Source organism: Horticoccus luteus (genome assembly GCF_019464535.1).
Lineage (GTDB): Bacteria > Verrucomicrobiota > Verrucomicrobiia > Opitutales > Opitutaceae > Horticoccus > Horticoccus luteus.
Map to the genome: position 1 here is coordinate 418,820 of NZ_CP080507.1, position 16,542 is coordinate 435,361.

The following is a 16,542-nucleotide window of genomic DNA, read 5'->3' on the forward strand; positions in this document are numbered from 1 at the left end:
TCGGAGGGCCGGATAACTCGTTGAGGGAAACGCTCCGGCGGAAAGACCCGTCCTATCGATTCAGGACGCGTTCGCGCTGGTCTTTAAACTTCTGACCTCCGCGCCCGCGGCGGCCGAAATGACGACATTTCTTTTCAACCAATAATCGGCCAGGCTCCGAACCAGTTCGCCGAGTTCGTCGGCATTACCGGGTTTGCTCAGGAAGGAGTTGGCGCCCAAGGCATACGCTTGGCGGATGTCTGAGGGATGGTCTGACGACGTGAGCACGACGACTGCCAATCCGGCGAGCTCCGGTTCGCTTCTGATCCAGCGTAAGACATCGAAGCCCGGCACTTCCGGGAGCTTCAGATCGAGCAACACCAGGCGTGGCAGCGGATAAACGGAGCGGTCCGCATACGGCTCGCGGCCCGCCAAGTAGTCCAAAGCCTTCTGGCCATTCTCCACGACGAAGAGGCGATTAGGCACACCCGACTTGGATAACGCGCGCTTCATGAACAACACGTCGTCGATATTATCCTCCACGAGTAGGATCGCCTTTGGCATTCCCTCAATGAAACTCTATTTTACCTCCGATAGGAAGCCGCATAAGTTGCTTGGCCCATGGATCAGGGAATCGCTGAGCTGAAATGCGGCGCTATAGCTCTCACGGCGGCACGCATCTCACGCCGGCGCTTTCCGGCCCCAGCGCGCGAAGACGGCTTCGAGCACACCAAATTGATCGGTGAGCAGCCCTTCGTAACCGCACGGGCGGTCGTCCCAATAACGCCAGTCCACCCCGCTTTGGTTGCCGCCGAAAACGCGCGCGTCCGCGAAGCCGACGCAGAGCCGCTCCAGCAGCGCGTCGGCTTCCTTGGTCAACCCTGCGTGATAGAGCGCCATCACGAAATGCCGCGACTGCGCGTGCGTGCGGCCGCCGTTTTGATAGTAGCCGAGCGGGTAACCTTGCATGATGTCAGCGAGGTCGGCGTCGGCGATGGAGCGGAGGTTGCCCGGCAGGCCGAGCGCGGCGTCGGGCAGGCCGACTATTTCCGCTTCGCGCAGCAGACGCGCCAGCAACGCGCGCGCTTCGGGGGCATCAATCAAGCCTGCGCAAACCGCGGCGCCGTTGACGGCGAGGAAGGCGTAGTCGTGGAGGCGATCTTCCTTGCAGCGCCAGCCGGCGAGCCAGCCGGTGGCATCGTTCCAAAACGCGGCGCGGTAATTCTTGTGCAGCGTGGCGGCCCATGTCTCGAGTTCGCGGGCTTTCCCGGCGAGGCCGAAGGTGCGCAACGCCGGCGCGAGTGCCTGCAGCGCGCTGTAGAGAATCGCGTTGGCGAGGGCGTCCTTCCAACCGAACGAAATGACGTCATACCAGCACGTGCTCCACTGTCCGGTGCCGCTGACGCCGGTGCGATATGCGCTCTCGATCAAGCCATCGCCATCGAGGTCGCGGCCGCGGGCGTCGTCGATGCGGCGCAGGATCGCGGTGCGGTATTTCTTGAACCACGCGGCGTCGGCGTGGCGCCGGAGATAATCGCCGAGGCCGCGGAGGGCGGCGGTGCCGGTCATGAGGTATTCGTCGGCGGCGTCGTGACTCACGCCGTCTTGCAACAGCCGGCCGGCGGCGTAGCCCGGACCGCCCGTGAGCCAGCGTTCAAGCGAGTAACGGACGAGCTCCGTCGCGCGGAAGTCCGGCAGAATCTCGCCCATCGGTTCCGTGACCGCCGACCAGGTATCGAGACAGATCGGGCAGTGCATCGAAGCGCCGTTATTGCTGAGCGTGCCGGTGTCGGCGCGCAGCGTGAGGGCCGTGAAGAAGGTGCGTTCGACGGCGCGTTTGACCACGGCGGGCACGCTGGCGCGCAGGCGCGGCGAGGGCTTGACGGGCCGCACGGTGACGGTGGCTTTGAATTTCCCCTTGGGCAGCAAGTAAAGGCCTTCGCGGGTGCGGCGCTCGCCGAGGTGCAGCTCGAGGAGGTTCATGTCGTGACTGCGGAAACAGTCGCTGCGCGCGAAAATATCGCCGGTCTGCGCGGCGATCTCGAGCGTGCCGAAACGGGGGAAGTTGAGCAGCAGCGGCAGTTCCAGCGCACCCGCTTCGCCCTCGCGACAGAGCCGGCCGAGCGCGGCGGTGGGCGCGGCGCTGTTGCGCAGGCCGATGGTCCAGATCGAGCTGAGCCACGCGAGGGAATCGCGCGAACCGTGGCGTTCGGCCTCAAGCGTGAGGCCCCGCGGCGTGACGGTCCAGATGAGCCGGTAACGCTGCGCGGCGGTCGTGAAATCGTAAGCGATGCGGTTGCCCTGCACGCGGCACGTGCCGTCGATGTCGCAGCGCACGGCGGGAATCATCACCGGCGCGGCGCCGACTTCGTGCAACTGCGGGCCTTGGAAAAACAGCGCGGGTTCGCTGACGAGAAGATTGGTGCCGGCGTGGGCGGCATCCTCGGTGTGCAGGCCGAAAAACGTGAAGCCCGGGCGCGAAAGATAAAAGCCGACCTCGAAGTCGCGCGTGCGGTAGCGCACCTGGCCATCGTGCAGCGTCGCGGTCACGCCCTTCGGTTGCCGCGCGAGGGAAAACGCGTCGAGCGCGAGCAGGTTTTCGCGGCGCGGCCCGCGGGGATCGATCAGCTCGCCCTCGAGCGTAAACGCCGAGAGCGCGAGATTCCACGGGGTCCAGCCGTCGTCGATGCCCGACCGGCGCACCTCGATCGACACGGCGGTTGTTTCCACGCCGCCGAGTTCGAACCAGAGCGTTTCGCCGTCGGCGGGTTGCCGGACTTCCGGCAGATGGAGCGCCACGGTCCAGCGGTTCTCGCGAAACACGAGCAGGCGCAGCGCAGTGACCCAATCGAGATCCTGGCGGCTGCCGCACTTGTGATAGCCGGGGCCTTTGCGCACCCCGAGCCGGTGCAACTTCGCCCGGCCGTGGAGCCGCAGCACGCGGCTGTGGATGATGCGCCGGTCGGGCGCATCGACCTCCTCGGCGAGCGGCGTCGTCCACAATGCGCGCCCGGCGGCGAAGCGGGCGTTGGTGAAGAGATCGCCCATCGGCGGTTCGAGATCGTTCAACGCGAGGAGGTCTTGGATCATGGCGCGTCGATAGACCGGTGTTTGGGGTCCGCGGGCAAACGCAATCACGCTGCGCGAGGAGTTAGCGCGGGCGATTATGCGACATCAGCGCGGGATTTATGGGGGCTGAGTTGTCGCCCATCGCGTCTTCCGCGCCGATCGTGCGCCGGGCGGTCTGACCGTCCGCTGCGAAAGCCGAATTTCCGACGCGACTCGCGGGGCAGCGGCGCCAAGGATTTTCGCATGCCTTATCTTCCCTCGTCCGCGCGCTATGAGAACCCCGGAATGTATCGCCGTTGTGGTCGCAGCGGTCTGCAGCTGCCGCTGATCTCCCTGGGGCTGTGGCACAATTTTGGCGGCGTGGATGTTTACGAAAACGGCCGCGCGATCGTGCGCCGCGCCTTCGATCTGGGCATCACGCATTTCGATCTGGCGAACAACTACGGACCGCCGCCGGGCTCCGCGGAGGAGAATTTCGGCCGGATGTTGCGCACTGATTTCGCAGCGCATCGCGACGAACTCATCATTTCCACCAAAGCCGGTTACGGCATGTGGGCGGGGCCCTATGGCGACGGCGGTTCGCGCAAATACGTGCTCGCGAGCCTCGATCAAAGTCTGGCGCGCCTCGGCCTCGACTACGTGGATATTTTCTATTCGCACCGACCCGATCCGGCGACGCCGATCGAGGAAACGATGGGCGCGCTCGCCCACGCCGTGCGGAGCGGGAAAGCGCTCTACGTCGGCCTCTCGAATTACAACGCGGAGCAGACCGCACGGGCGGCGCAGGTGCTGCGCGAACTCGGCACGCCGCTGTTGATCCACCAGCCGCGTTACCACATGTTTGAACGCGCGCCGGAAGCGGGCTTGTTCGAGCGCCTGCAGGCGGAAGGGGCGGGCGCGATTCCGTATTGCCCGCTCGCGCAGGGGCTCTTGACGAACCGTTATCTCGGCGGGATTCCGGACGACGCGCGCGCCGCGAAGCCGCACGGGTTTTTGAAGGCGGACCGCATCACGCCCGCTGTGCTGGAAAAAATCAGCGCGCTCGATGCGCTCGCCCGCGCCCGCGGCCAATCGCTGGCGCAGATGGCGCTCGCGTGGGTGCTGCGCCAGCCGGCGGTGACGACCGCGTTGATCGGCGCCAGCAAGATCAGCCAGCTCGAGGATAACGTGAAAGCGATCGAGACTCTCGCGTTTTCGCCCGACGAACTCGCCCGAATCGACGCCATTCTCAACGAAGCGGGACGCGGCCAATCGCAGCCCAAATAGGTAACAGTTGGGCATCCCCGGCGACGCGTGAATCTGATCCTGTTTGAGGCGCATGAAGTGGAGCGGCCGCTGGCGCGGGCGGATGCGCGGGCGCGGCATCTGCTGGACGTGCTGCGGCGGGGCGAGGGCGACGCGTTTGATGCGGGCGTGATCGACGGGCCGCGCGGCAAGGGCATCGTGCGGGAAATCGGCGCGGACGCGCTGCGGCTGGAGTTTGCGTGGGGCGCGCCGCCACCGGCGTTGTGGCCGATCACGCTGGTGCTGGGTCTGCCGCGACCGCAGACCGTGCGAAAAATTCTACAGGAGGCGACGGCGTTGGGCGTGGGTGAGCTCAGGTTTGTGACGAGCGAGCGCGGCGAGCCCGGCTACGCGACGTCGACGGTGTGGCGCAGCGGCGAGTGGCGGCGGCATCTCATTGCGGGTGCGGAACAGGCGTTTTGCACGCGGTTGCCGCGTGTGCGCGCGGGCGAATCGCTGGCGACGGCGCTGGCCGCACTGCCGGGAGGCGGCGCGCGGGTGGCGCTCGATAACTACGAGTCGCCGGGCGCGTTGTCGGCGATGGATCTGGCAACGCCGCTGACGCTCGCCTTCGGGCCGGAGCGCGGCTGGTCCGCGGCGGAACGCACGGCGTTGCGGATGGCGGGTTTTGCGTTCGCGCATTTGGGCGAACGCGTGCTGCGCGCAGAAACGGCGGTCGTGGCAGCGGTAGCGATCGCGCGCGCGAAGCACGGGACGATGTGAATCGCGCGCGGCGGTTGAAGGCTGGCGACGCCCGAGGGGCGGCGGGCGCACGTGAGAGGCGTCAAACCGTGGGCGAGAAAAACGCGACGGTGGGCTGGTGGGCGCCTTTGCCGAGGCGCTTGCGCAACGTCCAGCCGGCCGGCGCGAGTTCGAGTTCGCCGGGCGATTCAAAGACGACGAGCGCGTCGGGTTTCGCGACGAGGGCATCGGCGAGGCGCGCAAAAAGTGCGGGTGCGAGCTCGGCGATCAACTCGTAGGGCGGATCGATGAACACGAGGTCGGGCGTTTCGTCAGGGGCGAGAGCGAAGCTGAGGGCATCCATTTGCCGCACGCTCGCGACGGACGCGGAGACGCCCGTGCTCTTGCAGACCGCGGCGAGATTTTGGCGGACGCAGGCAGCGGCTTTCGCGTTTTTCTCGATGAACACGCCGCCGGCGGCGCCGCGGCTGATGGCTTCGAGGCCGTAAGCGCCGCTGCCGGCGAACAAATCCAGGAAACGCGCGCCGGGCACGCGAGCCCCGAGGCTCGAGAACACCGCCTGGCGCATGCCGTCGGTGGCGGGCCGCACGGCGTCGCCGCGGGGGACGCTGAGCGGAATGCCGCGCGCGGCGCCGCCGCTTATGCGCATGGGGACTCGCTCCAGCGAGGCAGTTGCGGCGCGCGGTTTTCGGCGTTCATCTGCGCGGATGTCAGGCGCGGTTTCGGACCACTTCAACGGGAAAACGTTTTTCAATCGCGACCACGTGAACCGCACGTGGCGCGATGTGTGGCGCTGGCGGCGGACGAGCCGGCCGACGCCGTGGCCGAAGGCGTTGCCGGCAGTCGTCGTGCCGCCGCCGCCGCGTCCGCGCGTGGGCGTCGCCGCGACCTGGATCGGGCATGCGACATTTTTGGCGCAGGCGCGGGAGGTGGCGTTGCTGACCGATCCGCATTTTGGGGTGCGCTGTGGCCCTTTCGACCTCGTCGGTCCGCGCCGGGTGCGCCCGCCGGCGATCGCGTTGGCCGACCTGCCGCGGATCGACGCCGTGCTGCTGACGCACGATCATTACGATCATTGTCACCTGCCGTCTCTGCGCGCGCTGGTGCGGCGCGACGATCCGGTGGTGATGGCGCCCTTGGGGCATCACGCGTTGCTGGGCCGGGCGGGCGTGAAGCGCCTCGTCGAGCTGGATTGGTGGCAGGAGCTGGTGCTCGGCAACGGCGTGCGCGTGACGCTCACGCCGGCGCGGCATTGGAGCAACCGGCTCTCCGGGCGGCGCAATGGCCGGTTGTGGGGCGGGTTCTTCGTGCGCGGGGACGACTGGACGTTGTGGGATGCGGGCGACACGGGCTATGACGCGGAGATTTTCGGGCAGATCCGGCAACGCTTGGGTGCGCCCGACCTGGCACTGATTCCGATTGGCGCCTATGAGCCGCGGTGGTTCATGGCACCCCAGCACTGCAATCCAGCCGAGGCCGTGCAAATCCATCGAGCGGTGGGGGCTGCGACGAGTGTGGCGATGCACTGGGGTACGTGGCAGTTGACGGACGAAGGGTGGGACGAACCGCCGCGGGCGCTGGCGGCGGCGCGGTTGGCGGCCGGCGTGCCGGAAGAGGCGTTTCGCGTGCTGCAACCTGGGGCGACGGTGCAGAGCAAGCGGAACCCGCCGGACATCCTGCGGTTCTGAACGTAACGTTTGCACCCGTGAACAACCGCACTATTGTCGTTCGCTCGATGCCTTGGACGCGGCTTTGACCCCCGCGGCCAGGAGGATGCCAGCCAACACCATGCCACACTTTCGCCGCCTGCTTTTGCTCGGGCTGGCCGTCGCGCTCTTGCTGCGCGCCGGGGCGGAGGAGCGCGAACGCAACGTGTGGCCGTTCTGGGTCGCGCAGGCGGACGTCGCCACCGACGAGGTGACGTCATGGCATTCGATGGGGCCGCTGGTCTTCAAAAAGCCGGCGCCGGCGACGGATGTCGACGAGAGCAAGACGATCTCGGGCGTGCGGCCGTTTTGGGTCGCGTGGCGCGATGGCAACGGGGAAATCAGAAACGCGACGGTGCTTTATCCGCTGTGGTTTTATCGCGGCGACCGCGATGCCTACCAGTGGAGCATTTTCAATCTCATCAATCATTCGCGGTATCGGGCGGGAGTCACGCCGGCGGGGGACAAGATTCGCGACAACCACTTCGATCTGTGGCCGATCTATTTCTCGCGCGACACGGGTTCGCCGGAGAGCAGTTATCACGCGGTGTTTCCCATCTACGGGCGGGTGCCGAGCCGGTTCTTCAAGGACGAAGTCGAATGGGTGCTGTTTCCGTTCTATTTCCACACGGTCAAGAAGGACACGGCGAACACCTGGACGCCGTGGCCGTTTGTGCGGGTGACGACGGGGGGCGAACACGGCTTTGCGCTTTGGCCGTTGTTCGGGTTCAGCACGCGGCCGGGCGAATCCCGGCAACAGTATTATCTTTGGCCGCTGATTTATAACAGCCACTCCAAGCTGTCGCAGCCGGTGCCAAGCGTGCAGCAGGGTTTTCTGCCGTTTTATACGCGGCAGACGAGCGCCCAGGTGCGCAGCGAAAATTTCCTCTGGCCGTTCTTCGGCTACACCGATCGCTCGGCGCCGTACCGCTACCACGAGCAACGTTATTTCTGGCCGTTTCTCGTGCAGGGGCGCGGCGAGGATCATTACGTGAACCGCTGGGGGCCGTTTTACACGCATTCGAACATCAAGGGCTTCGACAAGAAATGGTATTTGTGGCCCTTCGTGCGGCACGCGGAGTGGCAGGACGGGCCGTTGATTCAGGAGCGCGACCAGTTCCTGTATTTTCTCTACCGGGCGCAGAAGCAGCGCAGCGCCACGAACCCGAATCTGCCGATCGCGGCGAAGCGAAATTTCTGGCCGCTGCTCAGCACGTGGAGCAACGGCGCGGGCCGGCGGCAGGTGGAGTTTCCCAGTCCGCTGGAGGTTTTCTTCCCGGACAATGAACGCGTGCGCGAGAGCTGGACGCCGCTGTTCGCACTTTATCGTTACGACCAACGTGCGCCGGGCCGCGTGCGCCATGAATTTCTTTGGGGTGCGATCACTTACCGGAAGACGCCGGACCGACGGGAGTTTCACGTCGGCCCGTTGTTCAGCACGGAGAAAACGCCCGGCCACCGCCGCATCGCGATCGGCAACGGTCTCGTGGGCCTGCGGCGCGATGAGGGACGCTGGCGGCTGTTCTGGTTCGATTTTCCCTCGAAACAAGCCAAGATGAACGCTTCGCCGTCCCGCTGATATGCGCCAACTCACCTCCATCCTCGAAGGCATCGGCAGCACGGTGCAGCTCTTTTTGCAGGCGATGCGCTATGCGGGCACGCTGCCCCGGCAATCGGCGCGGTTCATCGACCAGTGCTACATGATCGGTTATTCCACGCTGCCGATCGTGGCGATCCTGAGTTTCTTCATCGGCAGTGTGCTCGCGTTGCAGGCGGGTTATTCGATGCAGAATTTCGGGGCCAAGCAGTTCATCGGGTCGCTCGTGGGTCTGTCGATGGCGCGCGAACTCGGGCCGGTGATGGTGGCGATTCTCCTCGCCGGGCGGGTGGGCTCCGCGATCACGGCGGAGCTGGCGAGCATGAAAGTTTACCAGGAGATCGATGCGTTGGAGACGATGAACATCCCGCCGGCGCGCATGCTGGTGCTGCCGCGGCTCGCGGCGACGCTGGTGATGGTACCGGTGCTGGCGATCGTGGCCAATCTCGTGGGCTGGTTCGGCGGCGCGGTGATTTCGAAATTCGTGCATTTCATCGCCATCGACCCGGAAGGTTACTTCGCGGCGTTGCGGCGGTTCATGGAATTCAAGGATGTGTTGAACGGCTTGATCAAAGCGGAGGTGTTTGGCTTCGGCGTGGTGCTCGTCTGCTGCAACATCGGCCTGCGCACGCGCGGCGGTCCGCGCGAAATCGGCGCGTCGGTCACGCGGGCGGTGGTGGTGTCTCTCATTCTCATCCTCGTGCTCGATTACTTCGTCACGAAGGCGCTCATGTAAGGTTTACCATGTCGACGACCCGCAATCCATTCACCTCCGAAGAGAGTCCGGCCGCCGGCGTGGTGATCGAAGATCTCTCGAAAAATTTCGGCGACCACGAGGTGTTGAAACACATCAGCCTGCGCGTGGAGCCGGGCGAAATTTTCGTGTTGATGGGCCCCAGTGGTTCGGGGAAGAGCGTGCTCTTGAAGCACATCGTCGGACTCGAGGAGGCGACGTCGGGGCGGGTGCTCGTGGATTGCCGCGATGCGAACAACGAAGAGACGCGCGAGAAGGTGCGCATGGCGCTGGTGTTTCAGGCGGGGGCGCTCTTCAACTCCATGACGGTTTACGACAACCTCGCGCTGTATCCGCGCGAGCACCGCATCGCGACCGAGGCCGGCATCCGCGAAAAGGTGGAGCGGGCGTTGCAAATCCTCTCGTTGGAAGACACCGCGAGCAAGTTTCCCTCCGAGTTGTCGGGCGGCATGCGCAAGCGCGTCGCGATCGCCCGCGCGCTGGTGATGGAGCCGCAGTTGCTGCTCTATGACGAGCCGACCAGCGAACTCGATCCGGTGATGGCGGCGAGCATCAGCGAAATCATCGGCACGCTGCGCGATGAATATCATGTGACCTCCATCGTGGTCTCCCACGATCGCGACCTGGCGTTGAGCATCGCTGACCGCGTCGGACTGCTGATGGACGGTGAACTGATCGCCTTGGAGACCCCGACGGAAATGCGCGCTTCGAAGGATCCGCGCGTGATCGACTTTCTCAATCCACGCATCGACGTGAAAAATCCCCGTTTCAAGAAATTGGAGACCTGAACCATGAACAAAGCGCAACAGACCGCCCGCGTCGGGCTATTCTTCCTCCTCGGCATCGCCCTCATTTGGGTGACGTTCGAGACGCTCAGCGGCGGCAAGGCATGGAAAGACAAAGGCTACAACCTCATCGCGGGCTTTGAGAACCTGCGGGAACTCAAGGTGGGCGACGAAGTGCGTATGGCCGGCGTGAAGATCGGCTCCGTGGAGAAGACCCGCCTCGCGCATCGCCGCGCCGAGGCGGTCCTGCGCATCCAGCCCAATGTGAAAGTGGCCTCCGACGCGGTGGCGACCATCACGATGGCGGGGCTGATCGGCACCAACTACATCAGCATCGACCTGGGTTCGCCCAACGCCGCGCCGCTCGCCCCGGGTGCGGAGATTGCCACCAAAACGACGCCGGACTTGAACACAGTGATGAGCCAGATCGGCGATCTCGGGAAGAAACTGGAAGGCGCGCTGGGTTCGTTTGGGCAGGCGATGAACGGCGACGGCAAAGGCGGCGGGCTCTTCCAAAAGCTCGATCGGCTCGTCACGGAGAACAATGACAAGATCGGTGCGACGCTCACGAATTTGCAGGAGATCACGGGCAAGATCAACCGGGGCGACGGCACGCTCGGCCGCCTCGTGAACGATCCCACGCTGCATGACCAACTGGTGGCCACGCTGGGCGAAATCAAAGGCGCGGCGGATCAGGCCAAGACGTTTGTGGCGAATGCGCAGGAGATCGTGGATCAAGTGAAAGCGGGCAAGGGCACGCTGGGTGCGCTCGTTTACGACGACACCACCGGCGACAACATCAAGGTGATCACGAAGAATCTGCGCGATGTCTCCGACAAGCTCGCGCACGGCCAGGGCACGCTCGGGAAGTTGATCAACGACGACACGCTTTACAGCGACGCCCGTGGCACGCTCAAGAAGGCCGATCGCGCACTCGATGGGTTGAACGATTCCGGACCGATCAGTGCCGTGGGTGTGCTGGCGAACGCGTTGTTCTAAGCCAAGCGCAACGCAAAACCGGGAACGCGCCGGGCGTCGCATGTGTGCGATTGCCCGGCAGCGGGAAGCGTGCACTGCGCGAGGTCGTCAGCTTGGCGGTGCCTGTAGGCTGGCGCGGGCTCTGACTCGCTCGGGATCGCGCGCGAAATTCGCGGGTGTAAGCCGTCGTCGCGTTCCTCGGCCGGCACGGCGACGCAGAGTGGCGGTGCGCCGGCGCTCATCCTTATGGGGTAAGCCGGAGGTGGGCCCGTTGACGGTGATGCCACTGACGCGTTTAATCGCGGTCAAACCCCTGCGGCGTCCGTTCGCCGTTCACCATGCCTGCTCCCGTTGCCCAGCCCCCTTCCGTGTCCGAGGAATCGTCGGTCATCGACATGTCAAAGATGAACGCGGGCCAGCGCGCGGCGCTGGAACTGGCGGAGGCGGCGCGGGAGGCGCACGACCAGGGGAGTTTTGTGGCGGATATGTTCATGGGGCGGTGGAGTCCGCAAAAAATTTGCCCGCTGACCGGCGGCGACCCCGCAGAGGAGGGCCGAGCGGAAACGTTTCTCGCGCGGCTGGGGGACTTTTTGCGCACGCAGGTTGATCCTGACTTGATCGACCGCACCGGAGAGATCCCGCCTGCGGTGCTGGGCGGGCTGGCCGAACTCGGCGCGTATGGGATCAAAATTCCGCGGGAATACGGCGGGCTGGGGCTTTCGCAGACGACCTATTGCAGGGCGTGCACATTGATCGGTTCCCACTGCGGGAGCCTGTTCGCCCACCTGTCGGTGCACCAATCCGTGGGCGTGCCGCAACCGCTGATGCTGTTCGGCACGGAGGAGCAAAAGCGGGCGTTTCTGCCGCGCGTGGCACGCGGGGAGATTTCGGCGTTTGCGCTGACGGAAAAGGCGGTGGGATCCGATCCGGCGCGCATGACGACCCGCGCGGAGCCGACGGCCGAGGGGGAACACTTTTTGATCAACGGCGAGAAGCTCTGGTGCTCCAACGGGACGCGCGCGGGCTTGTTGATCGTGGCGTGCAAAACGCCGGCGAAAAAAGTTGGCGGGCGGGCCCGGGAGCAAATCACGACGTTCATCGTCGAAGCGCAGGCGGCCGGTGTGGACGTGATGCACCGCTGCCAGTTCATGGGACTGCGCGCGCTCTATAACGGCGTGATCCGTTTCACGAACGTGAAGGTGCCGCGCGGCAACATTCTTGGCGGCGAAGGGCGCGGGTTGAAGGTGGCGTTGACGACGCTCAATTCGGGCCGGCTCTCGATTCCGGCGGCGAGCCTTGGGGCGACCAAGCGCGCCCTCGGCATCGCGCGGGAATGGAGCGCCGAACGCGTGCAGTGGGGCGCCCCTATCGGGGAACACGCGGCGATCGCGGAGAAAATCCGGCGGATCGCGGCGAATGCGTTCGCGATGGAGGCGATCATCGCGGTGACGTCGCGCGCGGTGGATCGGGACAAGCGCGCCGACATCCGGCTCGAGGCGGCGATGTGCAAAATGTGGGGCACGGAGAAAGCATGGGCCGCCATCGATGATCTCATGCAGATTCGCGGCGGCCGCGGTTACGAGACGGTCACGTCGCTGAAGGCGCGGGGCGAGAAGCCGTATCCGGTGGAGCGCATGATGCGGGACAATCGCGTGAGTTTGATCTTCGAAGGCTCGTCGGAAATTTTGCGGTTGTTCATCATGCGCGAGGCGCTGGATCCGCATTTGAAAATTGCGGGGGTGGCCTTGAACACCGAGCGCTCGCGGAAGGAGCGGGTGAAGAGCGCGCTGCACGCGGCGGCGTTTTATGCGTGGTGGTATCCGCGGCAGTGGCTGCCCTTTGGGGTGCGGGCGCCGGCGAAGATGCGACCCGAACTGGCGAGGCACTTTACGCACTCCGCCCGCTTGAGCCGGCGGATGGCGCGCACGTTGTTTCATCAGATGGTGAAGTTTGGGCCGAAGCTGGAGAAGCAGCAGGTGCTGCTCGCCCGCATCGCGGATATCGGGGCGGATATTTTCGCGGTGACCGCCTCGTGTGTGCAGGCGCAGCGGCTGATCGACGGCGGACAGGCGGCGGATCTGATTTGCCGCGTGGTGAACGATGTCGCCGCGCAGGCGTGGGCGCGGGTGGAGACGAATTTCCGCGGTATTGGGTCCAACACGGATGCCGCAGGCTACACGTTCGCGCAGGAAGTGCTGCACGGCGAGCACCGCTGGCTGGAGCGGGGAATCGTGTGAAGCGCCGCAGGTTGGGCGTGGCGGCTGCGGGGTGAATGATTAATTGGCCGGCGCGGAATGAGCGGTGAAACGTGCTGAGGCCGCGGGGCGGGCGGGCGAAAATTGCGCGTCAGCCTTGTCGCAGGGCGGCAAAACCGCACGATGCGCGCGTGCTTTTTCTTAACCCTCGGTTCGCAGGATGTGCTCTGTGGATAGCTGGCGTCGTGACCGGTGGCGGTCGGGCGGTTGCGGCTCATCCGCCGTCCAACAATGTGTTGGCGGAGGCGTGGGTCGACATGGCGGACAATCGCGCCAAGGACGCGTTCATTTTGCTCAAGGCGAAACCGCCGGCCGGCGATCGGGAGCGCGAGCTGGCGCGGGCGACCGCCATGATCGACAACCAGCCGGTGACGGATGGGCAGTTGCAGCAGGCGGAGGCGGTTTTTGTGCGCCTGGCGGGTGGCGACGATGAGGCGGCGCAAATCGCCGCGTATTTGCGGGCGCGGCTTTACCACGTGCATTTTTCGACGTCGGACCTGGCTCGCGCGAGTGAGCTTTACCGTGCGGTGGCGGCGCGCTGGCCGGACGGTCATTGGGGGCAACTGGCCCTCGTGAAGGCGGGGCTGATCCAACTCTACGCGACGGAGAAAATCCCGGACGCGCGGGCCCGGGTGCGGGAGGTGGCGAAGCTGCTGGAGCGCATCCGGGAGCCGGGCTTGCGGCGGGATTTGCAGTTTCAGATGGGGAGGGCTGGAACGTTTTTCGAGCTCACGCCGGATGAAGTGCTCCCGTATTTCGAGGCGGCCGACAAGATCGGCGGGCTGGGGGTGTTGACGCAGCAGGATCTCACGGCGGAGCTGGGCGAGTTGTCGTTCCGCGCGAAACGTTGGACGGAGGCACGGCGGTATTTTGAACGCTATATCGCGCAGTATCCGGATGCGCGGAAATTTGCCGTGGAGCAGAAATTGCGCGTGATCGACGCGCAGTTGGCGGCCGGAAAGGAGGCGCGATGAAACGCGTGCTCAAAGAGTGGGGCGGTTTGATTCTGCTGCTGGTCGGCTTTCTGGCCAGCGCGGCCTGGGTCTTTTTCCGGTCGGGGCCGCTGGGAAGCGATCGGCCGATCGTGATCCGGATCGCGCATTGGCAGATTGAGAAAGGACCGCCGGCCGGGATCGATGCGATGATCAAGCGCTACGAGGAACTGAATCCGCGGGTGCGCGTGGAGCAGGTGATGATTCCCGGCACGATCTTCATTCAGTGGGCGCGTTCGAATTTCACCGCCGGCGAGGGGCCGGATCTCGTGGAATACGGCATTTGGTTGCAAGGGATGTCCGACATCCCGCCGCGCTACTTCGCGCCGATCACGGAGGAGCTGATGAAGCCGAATCCTTATAATCGCGGGACGCCGCTGGAAGGCGTGCCGTGGATCAAGACGTTTCTGCCCGGCTTCGAGGCGCAACTGGCGACGGCGCCCGATCCTGGACAGTATTACGCGGTGCCGATCACGGATGTATCGTTCCGGATTTTCGTCAATCGGGCCTTGTTCAAGGAAGTGTTTGGCGACATGCCGCTGCCGACCACCTTTCAGGATTTGCGCGATCTGAGTGCGCGCTTGCAGAAGGACCCGCGCCGGCGTGCCGGCTCGCTGCATCTGTTTGCGGGCTCTCGCGACAACGCCTACTGGCTGATGGAGTCGCTGCTGCAGAGCACGATGGTGCAGCAGAGCTACGCGATGGACCGGGACGGCCTGTTGACGCTTTATCCGCGGCAGACATTCGGCGCGTATCTGGAGGGGCGGTGGCGTTACGATGAGCCCCGCATGCTCGCGGGGCTCGAGTTGGTGCGCGAGATGGGTGGGTTCATGCGGCCGGGGTTTCTCCAGCTCACGCGCGATCAGGCGCTGCAAGAATTCATGCGCGGCGATGCGGTGTTCATCGGCGGAGGCACGTGGGATGCCACGAGCTTCAAGACCCTCGCGACGTTTCCCATTGGTGTTTTCCGGCTGCCGCAGCCGACAAAATCCGATCCGGTGGCCGGCAAGTATTCGATGGGACGCGTTTACGATGGCGGCGGGGTGGGCGCGATGGCGTTTTACCTGAATCGCTACAGTCACCACCGGGAACAAGCACTGGATTTCATGCGGTTCATGACGAGCGTGCCCGGAGCGCAGTTGTTCACGGATGCGAGTGGCTGGCTGCCGATGGTGCGCGATGTAAAAATCGCGCCGGACATCGCACCGTTTCAGGCGCAATACGACGGTTATGCGAACGGGGGCGCCTACTCGATCCTCGGCACCGATGTGCCGCAGGCGTTTTTGCGCAACATGCATCTGATCTACACGGGGCCGGACGGGCCGGAGCGCTTTGCGAAGGCGATGGACGCGACAATGCCTGCGGCGATGAGAGCGGATTTGGAAGCGGAGCGGCGCAAGAGCGAGGCAGTGGTGCGTCCGCAGGATGTGCGTATCGTGGGGAGCCATTTCGCTGCGCTGGAGAGCGGCGATCCGCAACGCTACAAAGTGCTGCAGGAGCAGTTGGAAACCACGCAGGCGGATGGCGAAGCAGCGATGTTGCAGATGCAGGTGCAGTTGCGCGCCGCGCCGCGGCAGCCATGACCGACGCCGGGGGCTTGGTGACGAAGGGATGCCGCGGGAGGTCGGAGCCGCGGGGCGGAGCGGTCTCGCGGTCGCGGGCCGCTCACGCCGGCCAATAGGCGTTGACCACGGGCCAGTCGGCGGCGGCGAGGTCGAGGAGGCGAATTTCTGACGAGGTGACCCAGCGCAAGGCGGCGTGTTCGCGCGGGTGCGGCGCGGGACTGCCGGCCGCAAGCTGGCAGACGAACGGGATCATCTCGATTTGGTGGGAAGCGTAGTCGTGCGTGAACGTGGGCAGGGCGCGGCCGACCAGGATCGTGGCGCCGAGTTCTTCCTGAATCTCTCGCGCAATGGCGGCGGCAGGCGATTCGCCGGGCTCCACTTTACCGCCGGGAAATTCCCATTTCAGACCGAGGTGCTTGTGCGCGGGGCGTTGCGCCACGAGCACGTGGCCGGAGGCAGCGACGATGAGGGCACAGACAACGGGAATGGCGGGAGGAGGCGGCGCGGAAGACACGGGAAGAGCGGGAAGAGAATCGATGCGGGAAGGGCGAGCGGGCTGCAACTTTTCGCGGCGCGGCGGGTTATGCAGATATGAAAACCTTCCTGAAGATCCTGCTCCTTCTGGTCCTCGTGATCGTGGCCGTGAAGCTTTTGCCCGCGGCGTTGGTGCTGATCGTTTTGCTGGCCGGCGGGGTGGTGCTGGCGGGCTGCGTGGGGATCGCGATCGGGTTCGCGCTGCTGTGCGCGACCGTGGTGCTGGCGGCGGTGCTCGCGCCGCTGTGGCTGCCGGTCGTCGTGATCATGGGGATCATCGCGCTGGTGCGGCGGACGTCGGCGAAAGCGGCGTGAGGACGGGGACAGTTTCAGATTGGCGGC

The 16,542-nt window shown here is 65.2% G+C and carries 15 protein-coding genes; 11 read left to right on the forward strand and 4 right to left on the reverse strand.

Going from position 1 to position 16,542, the window contains the following annotated elements; genetic code table 11:
- Positions 1–60: 60 nt before the first annotated feature.
- Positions 61–543, reverse strand: a complete 483-nt coding sequence (locus tag K0B96_RS01640; protein ID WP_220163099.1) for a response regulator — start codon at positions 541–543, stop codon at positions 61–63.
- Positions 544–660: 117 nt separating this feature from the next.
- Positions 661–3,069, reverse strand: coding sequence for a glucosidase family protein (locus K0B96_RS01645; protein WP_220163101.1), 2,409 nt, complete (start codon positions 3,067–3,069; stop codon positions 661–663).
- Positions 3,070–3,291: 222 nt separating this feature from the next.
- Between K0B96_RS01645 and mgrA the strand changes: the two genes are divergently transcribed.
- Both mgrA and K0B96_RS01655 read left to right on the forward strand, forming a co-directional pair.
- Positions 3,292–4,314 carry an L-glyceraldehyde 3-phosphate reductase gene (gene mgrA / locus K0B96_RS01650; protein WP_220163110.1) on the forward strand — a complete coding sequence of 341 codons (1,023 nt, stop codon included), beginning with the start codon at positions 3,292–3,294 and terminating at the stop codon, positions 4,312–4,314.
- Positions 4,315–4,341: 27 nt separating this feature from the next.
- Positions 4,342–5,055, forward strand: a complete 714-nt coding sequence (locus K0B96_RS01655) for an RsmE family RNA methyltransferase (protein WP_220163112.1) — start codon at positions 4,342–4,344, stop codon at positions 5,053–5,055.
- Positions 5,056–5,116: 61 nt separating this feature from the next.
- Here the strand turns inward: K0B96_RS01655 and K0B96_RS01660 are convergent, their stop codons facing one another.
- Positions 5,117–5,683 carry an RsmD family RNA methyltransferase gene (locus K0B96_RS01660; protein WP_220163114.1) on the reverse strand — a complete coding sequence of 189 codons (567 nt, stop codon included), beginning with the start codon at positions 5,681–5,683 and terminating at the stop codon, positions 5,117–5,119.
- A gap of 58 nt (positions 5,684–5,741) precedes the next feature.
- Between K0B96_RS01660 and K0B96_RS01665 the strand changes: the two genes are divergently transcribed.
- The 8 genes from K0B96_RS01665 (at position 5,742) to K0B96_RS01700 (ending at position 15,684) form a co-directional block, all read left to right on the forward strand.
- Entirely contained in the window at positions 5,742–6,722 is a 981-nt protein-coding gene (locus K0B96_RS01665) for an MBL fold metallo-hydrolase (RefSeq protein ID WP_220163116.1), read from the forward strand.
- Between the two features lie 100 nt (positions 6,723–6,822).
- The gene (locus K0B96_RS01670) at positions 6,823–8,319 is read left to right on the forward strand and encodes a hypothetical protein (protein WP_220163117.1); all 1,497 of its coding nucleotides are present in this window, start codon (positions 6,823–6,825) and stop codon (positions 8,317–8,319) included.
- A 1-nt stretch (position 8,320) separates the two neighbouring features.
- A complete protein-coding gene (locus tag K0B96_RS01675) occupies positions 8,321–9,073 on the forward strand; it encodes an MlaE family ABC transporter permease (RefSeq protein ID WP_220163119.1) in 753 nt (250 codons plus the stop codon).
- A gap of 8 nt (positions 9,074–9,081) precedes the next feature.
- The gene (locus K0B96_RS01680; protein ID WP_220163121.1) at positions 9,082–9,879 is read left to right on the forward strand and encodes an ABC transporter ATP-binding protein; all 798 of its coding nucleotides are present in this window, start codon (positions 9,082–9,084) and stop codon (positions 9,877–9,879) included.
- Between the two features lie 3 nt (positions 9,880–9,882).
- Positions 9,883–10,875, forward strand: coding sequence for an MlaD family protein (locus K0B96_RS01685; protein WP_220163123.1), 993 nt, complete (start codon positions 9,883–9,885; stop codon positions 10,873–10,875).
- Between the two features lie 317 nt (positions 10,876–11,192).
- Positions 11,193–13,091: an acyl-CoA dehydrogenase family protein gene (locus K0B96_RS01690; protein ID WP_220163126.1), complete on the forward strand. Its 1,899-nt coding sequence runs from the start codon at positions 11,193–11,195 to the stop codon at positions 13,089–13,091.
- Between the two features lie 203 nt (positions 13,092–13,294).
- Positions 13,295–14,083, forward strand: coding sequence for a tetratricopeptide repeat protein (locus K0B96_RS01695; protein ID WP_220163128.1), 789 nt, complete (start codon positions 13,295–13,297; stop codon positions 14,081–14,083).
- On the forward strand, positions 14,080–15,684 hold the full coding sequence (locus K0B96_RS01700; RefSeq protein ID WP_220163130.1) for an ABC transporter substrate-binding protein: 1,605 nt from the start codon (positions 14,080–14,082) through the stop codon (positions 15,682–15,684). Before K0B96_RS01695 ends, K0B96_RS01700 begins: the two co-directional genes overlap by 4 nt.
- 82 nt (positions 15,685–15,766) lie before the next feature.
- Here the strand turns inward: K0B96_RS01700 and K0B96_RS01705 are convergent, their stop codons facing one another.
- On the reverse strand, positions 15,767–16,180 hold the full coding sequence (locus K0B96_RS01705) for a (deoxy)nucleoside triphosphate pyrophosphohydrolase (protein WP_220163132.1): 414 nt from the start codon (positions 16,178–16,180) through the stop codon (positions 15,767–15,769).
- A gap of 77 nt (positions 16,181–16,257) precedes the next feature.
- Here K0B96_RS01705 and K0B96_RS01710 point away from each other — a divergent pair, with 77 nt between their 5' ends.
- Positions 16,258–16,515, forward strand: a complete 258-nt coding sequence (locus tag K0B96_RS01710) for a hypothetical protein (protein WP_220163134.1) — start codon at positions 16,258–16,260, stop codon at positions 16,513–16,515.
- Positions 16,516–16,542: the final 27 nt, after the last annotated feature.

What these genes read in the sequence shown, in the direction of transcription:
- K0B96_RS01710 (WP_220163134.1), top strand. Translation starts at nt 16,258, where the DNA reads ATGAAAACCTTCCTGAAGATCCTGCTCCTTCTGGTCCTCGTGATCGTG.
- K0B96_RS01685 (WP_220163123.1), top strand. Translation starts at nt 9,883, where the DNA reads ATGAACAAAGCGCAACAGACCGCCCGCGTCGGGCTATTCTTCCTCCTC.
- K0B96_RS01640 (WP_220163099.1), bottom strand. Translation starts at nt 543, where the DNA reads ATGCCAAAGGCGATCCTACTCGTGGAGGATAATATCGACGACGTGTTG.
- K0B96_RS01660 (WP_220163114.1), bottom strand. Translation starts at nt 5,683, where the DNA reads ATGCGCATAAGCGGCGGCGCCGCGCGCGGCATTCCGCTCAGCGTCCCC.
- K0B96_RS01670 (WP_220163117.1), top strand. Translation starts at nt 6,823, where the DNA reads ATGCCACACTTTCGCCGCCTGCTTTTGCTCGGGCTGGCCGTCGCGCTC.
- K0B96_RS01665 (WP_220163116.1), top strand. Translation starts at nt 5,742, where the DNA reads ATGTCAGGCGCGGTTTCGGACCACTTCAACGGGAAAACGTTTTTCAAT.
- mgrA (WP_220163110.1), top strand. Translation starts at nt 3,292, where the DNA reads ATGCCTTATCTTCCCTCGTCCGCGCGCTATGAGAACCCCGGAATGTAT.
- K0B96_RS01700 (WP_220163130.1), top strand. Translation starts at nt 14,080, where the DNA reads ATGAAACGCGTGCTCAAAGAGTGGGGCGGTTTGATTCTGCTGCTGGTC.
- K0B96_RS01680 (WP_220163121.1), top strand. Translation starts at nt 9,082, where the DNA reads ATGTCGACGACCCGCAATCCATTCACCTCCGAAGAGAGTCCGGCCGCC.
- K0B96_RS01645 (WP_220163101.1), bottom strand. Translation starts at nt 3,069, where the DNA reads ATGATCCAAGACCTCCTCGCGTTGAACGATCTCGAACCGCCGATGGGC.
- K0B96_RS01675 (WP_220163119.1), top strand. Translation starts at nt 8,321, where the DNA reads ATGCGCCAACTCACCTCCATCCTCGAAGGCATCGGCAGCACGGTGCAG.
- K0B96_RS01690 (WP_220163126.1), top strand. Translation starts at nt 11,193, where the DNA reads ATGCCTGCTCCCGTTGCCCAGCCCCCTTCCGTGTCCGAGGAATCGTCG.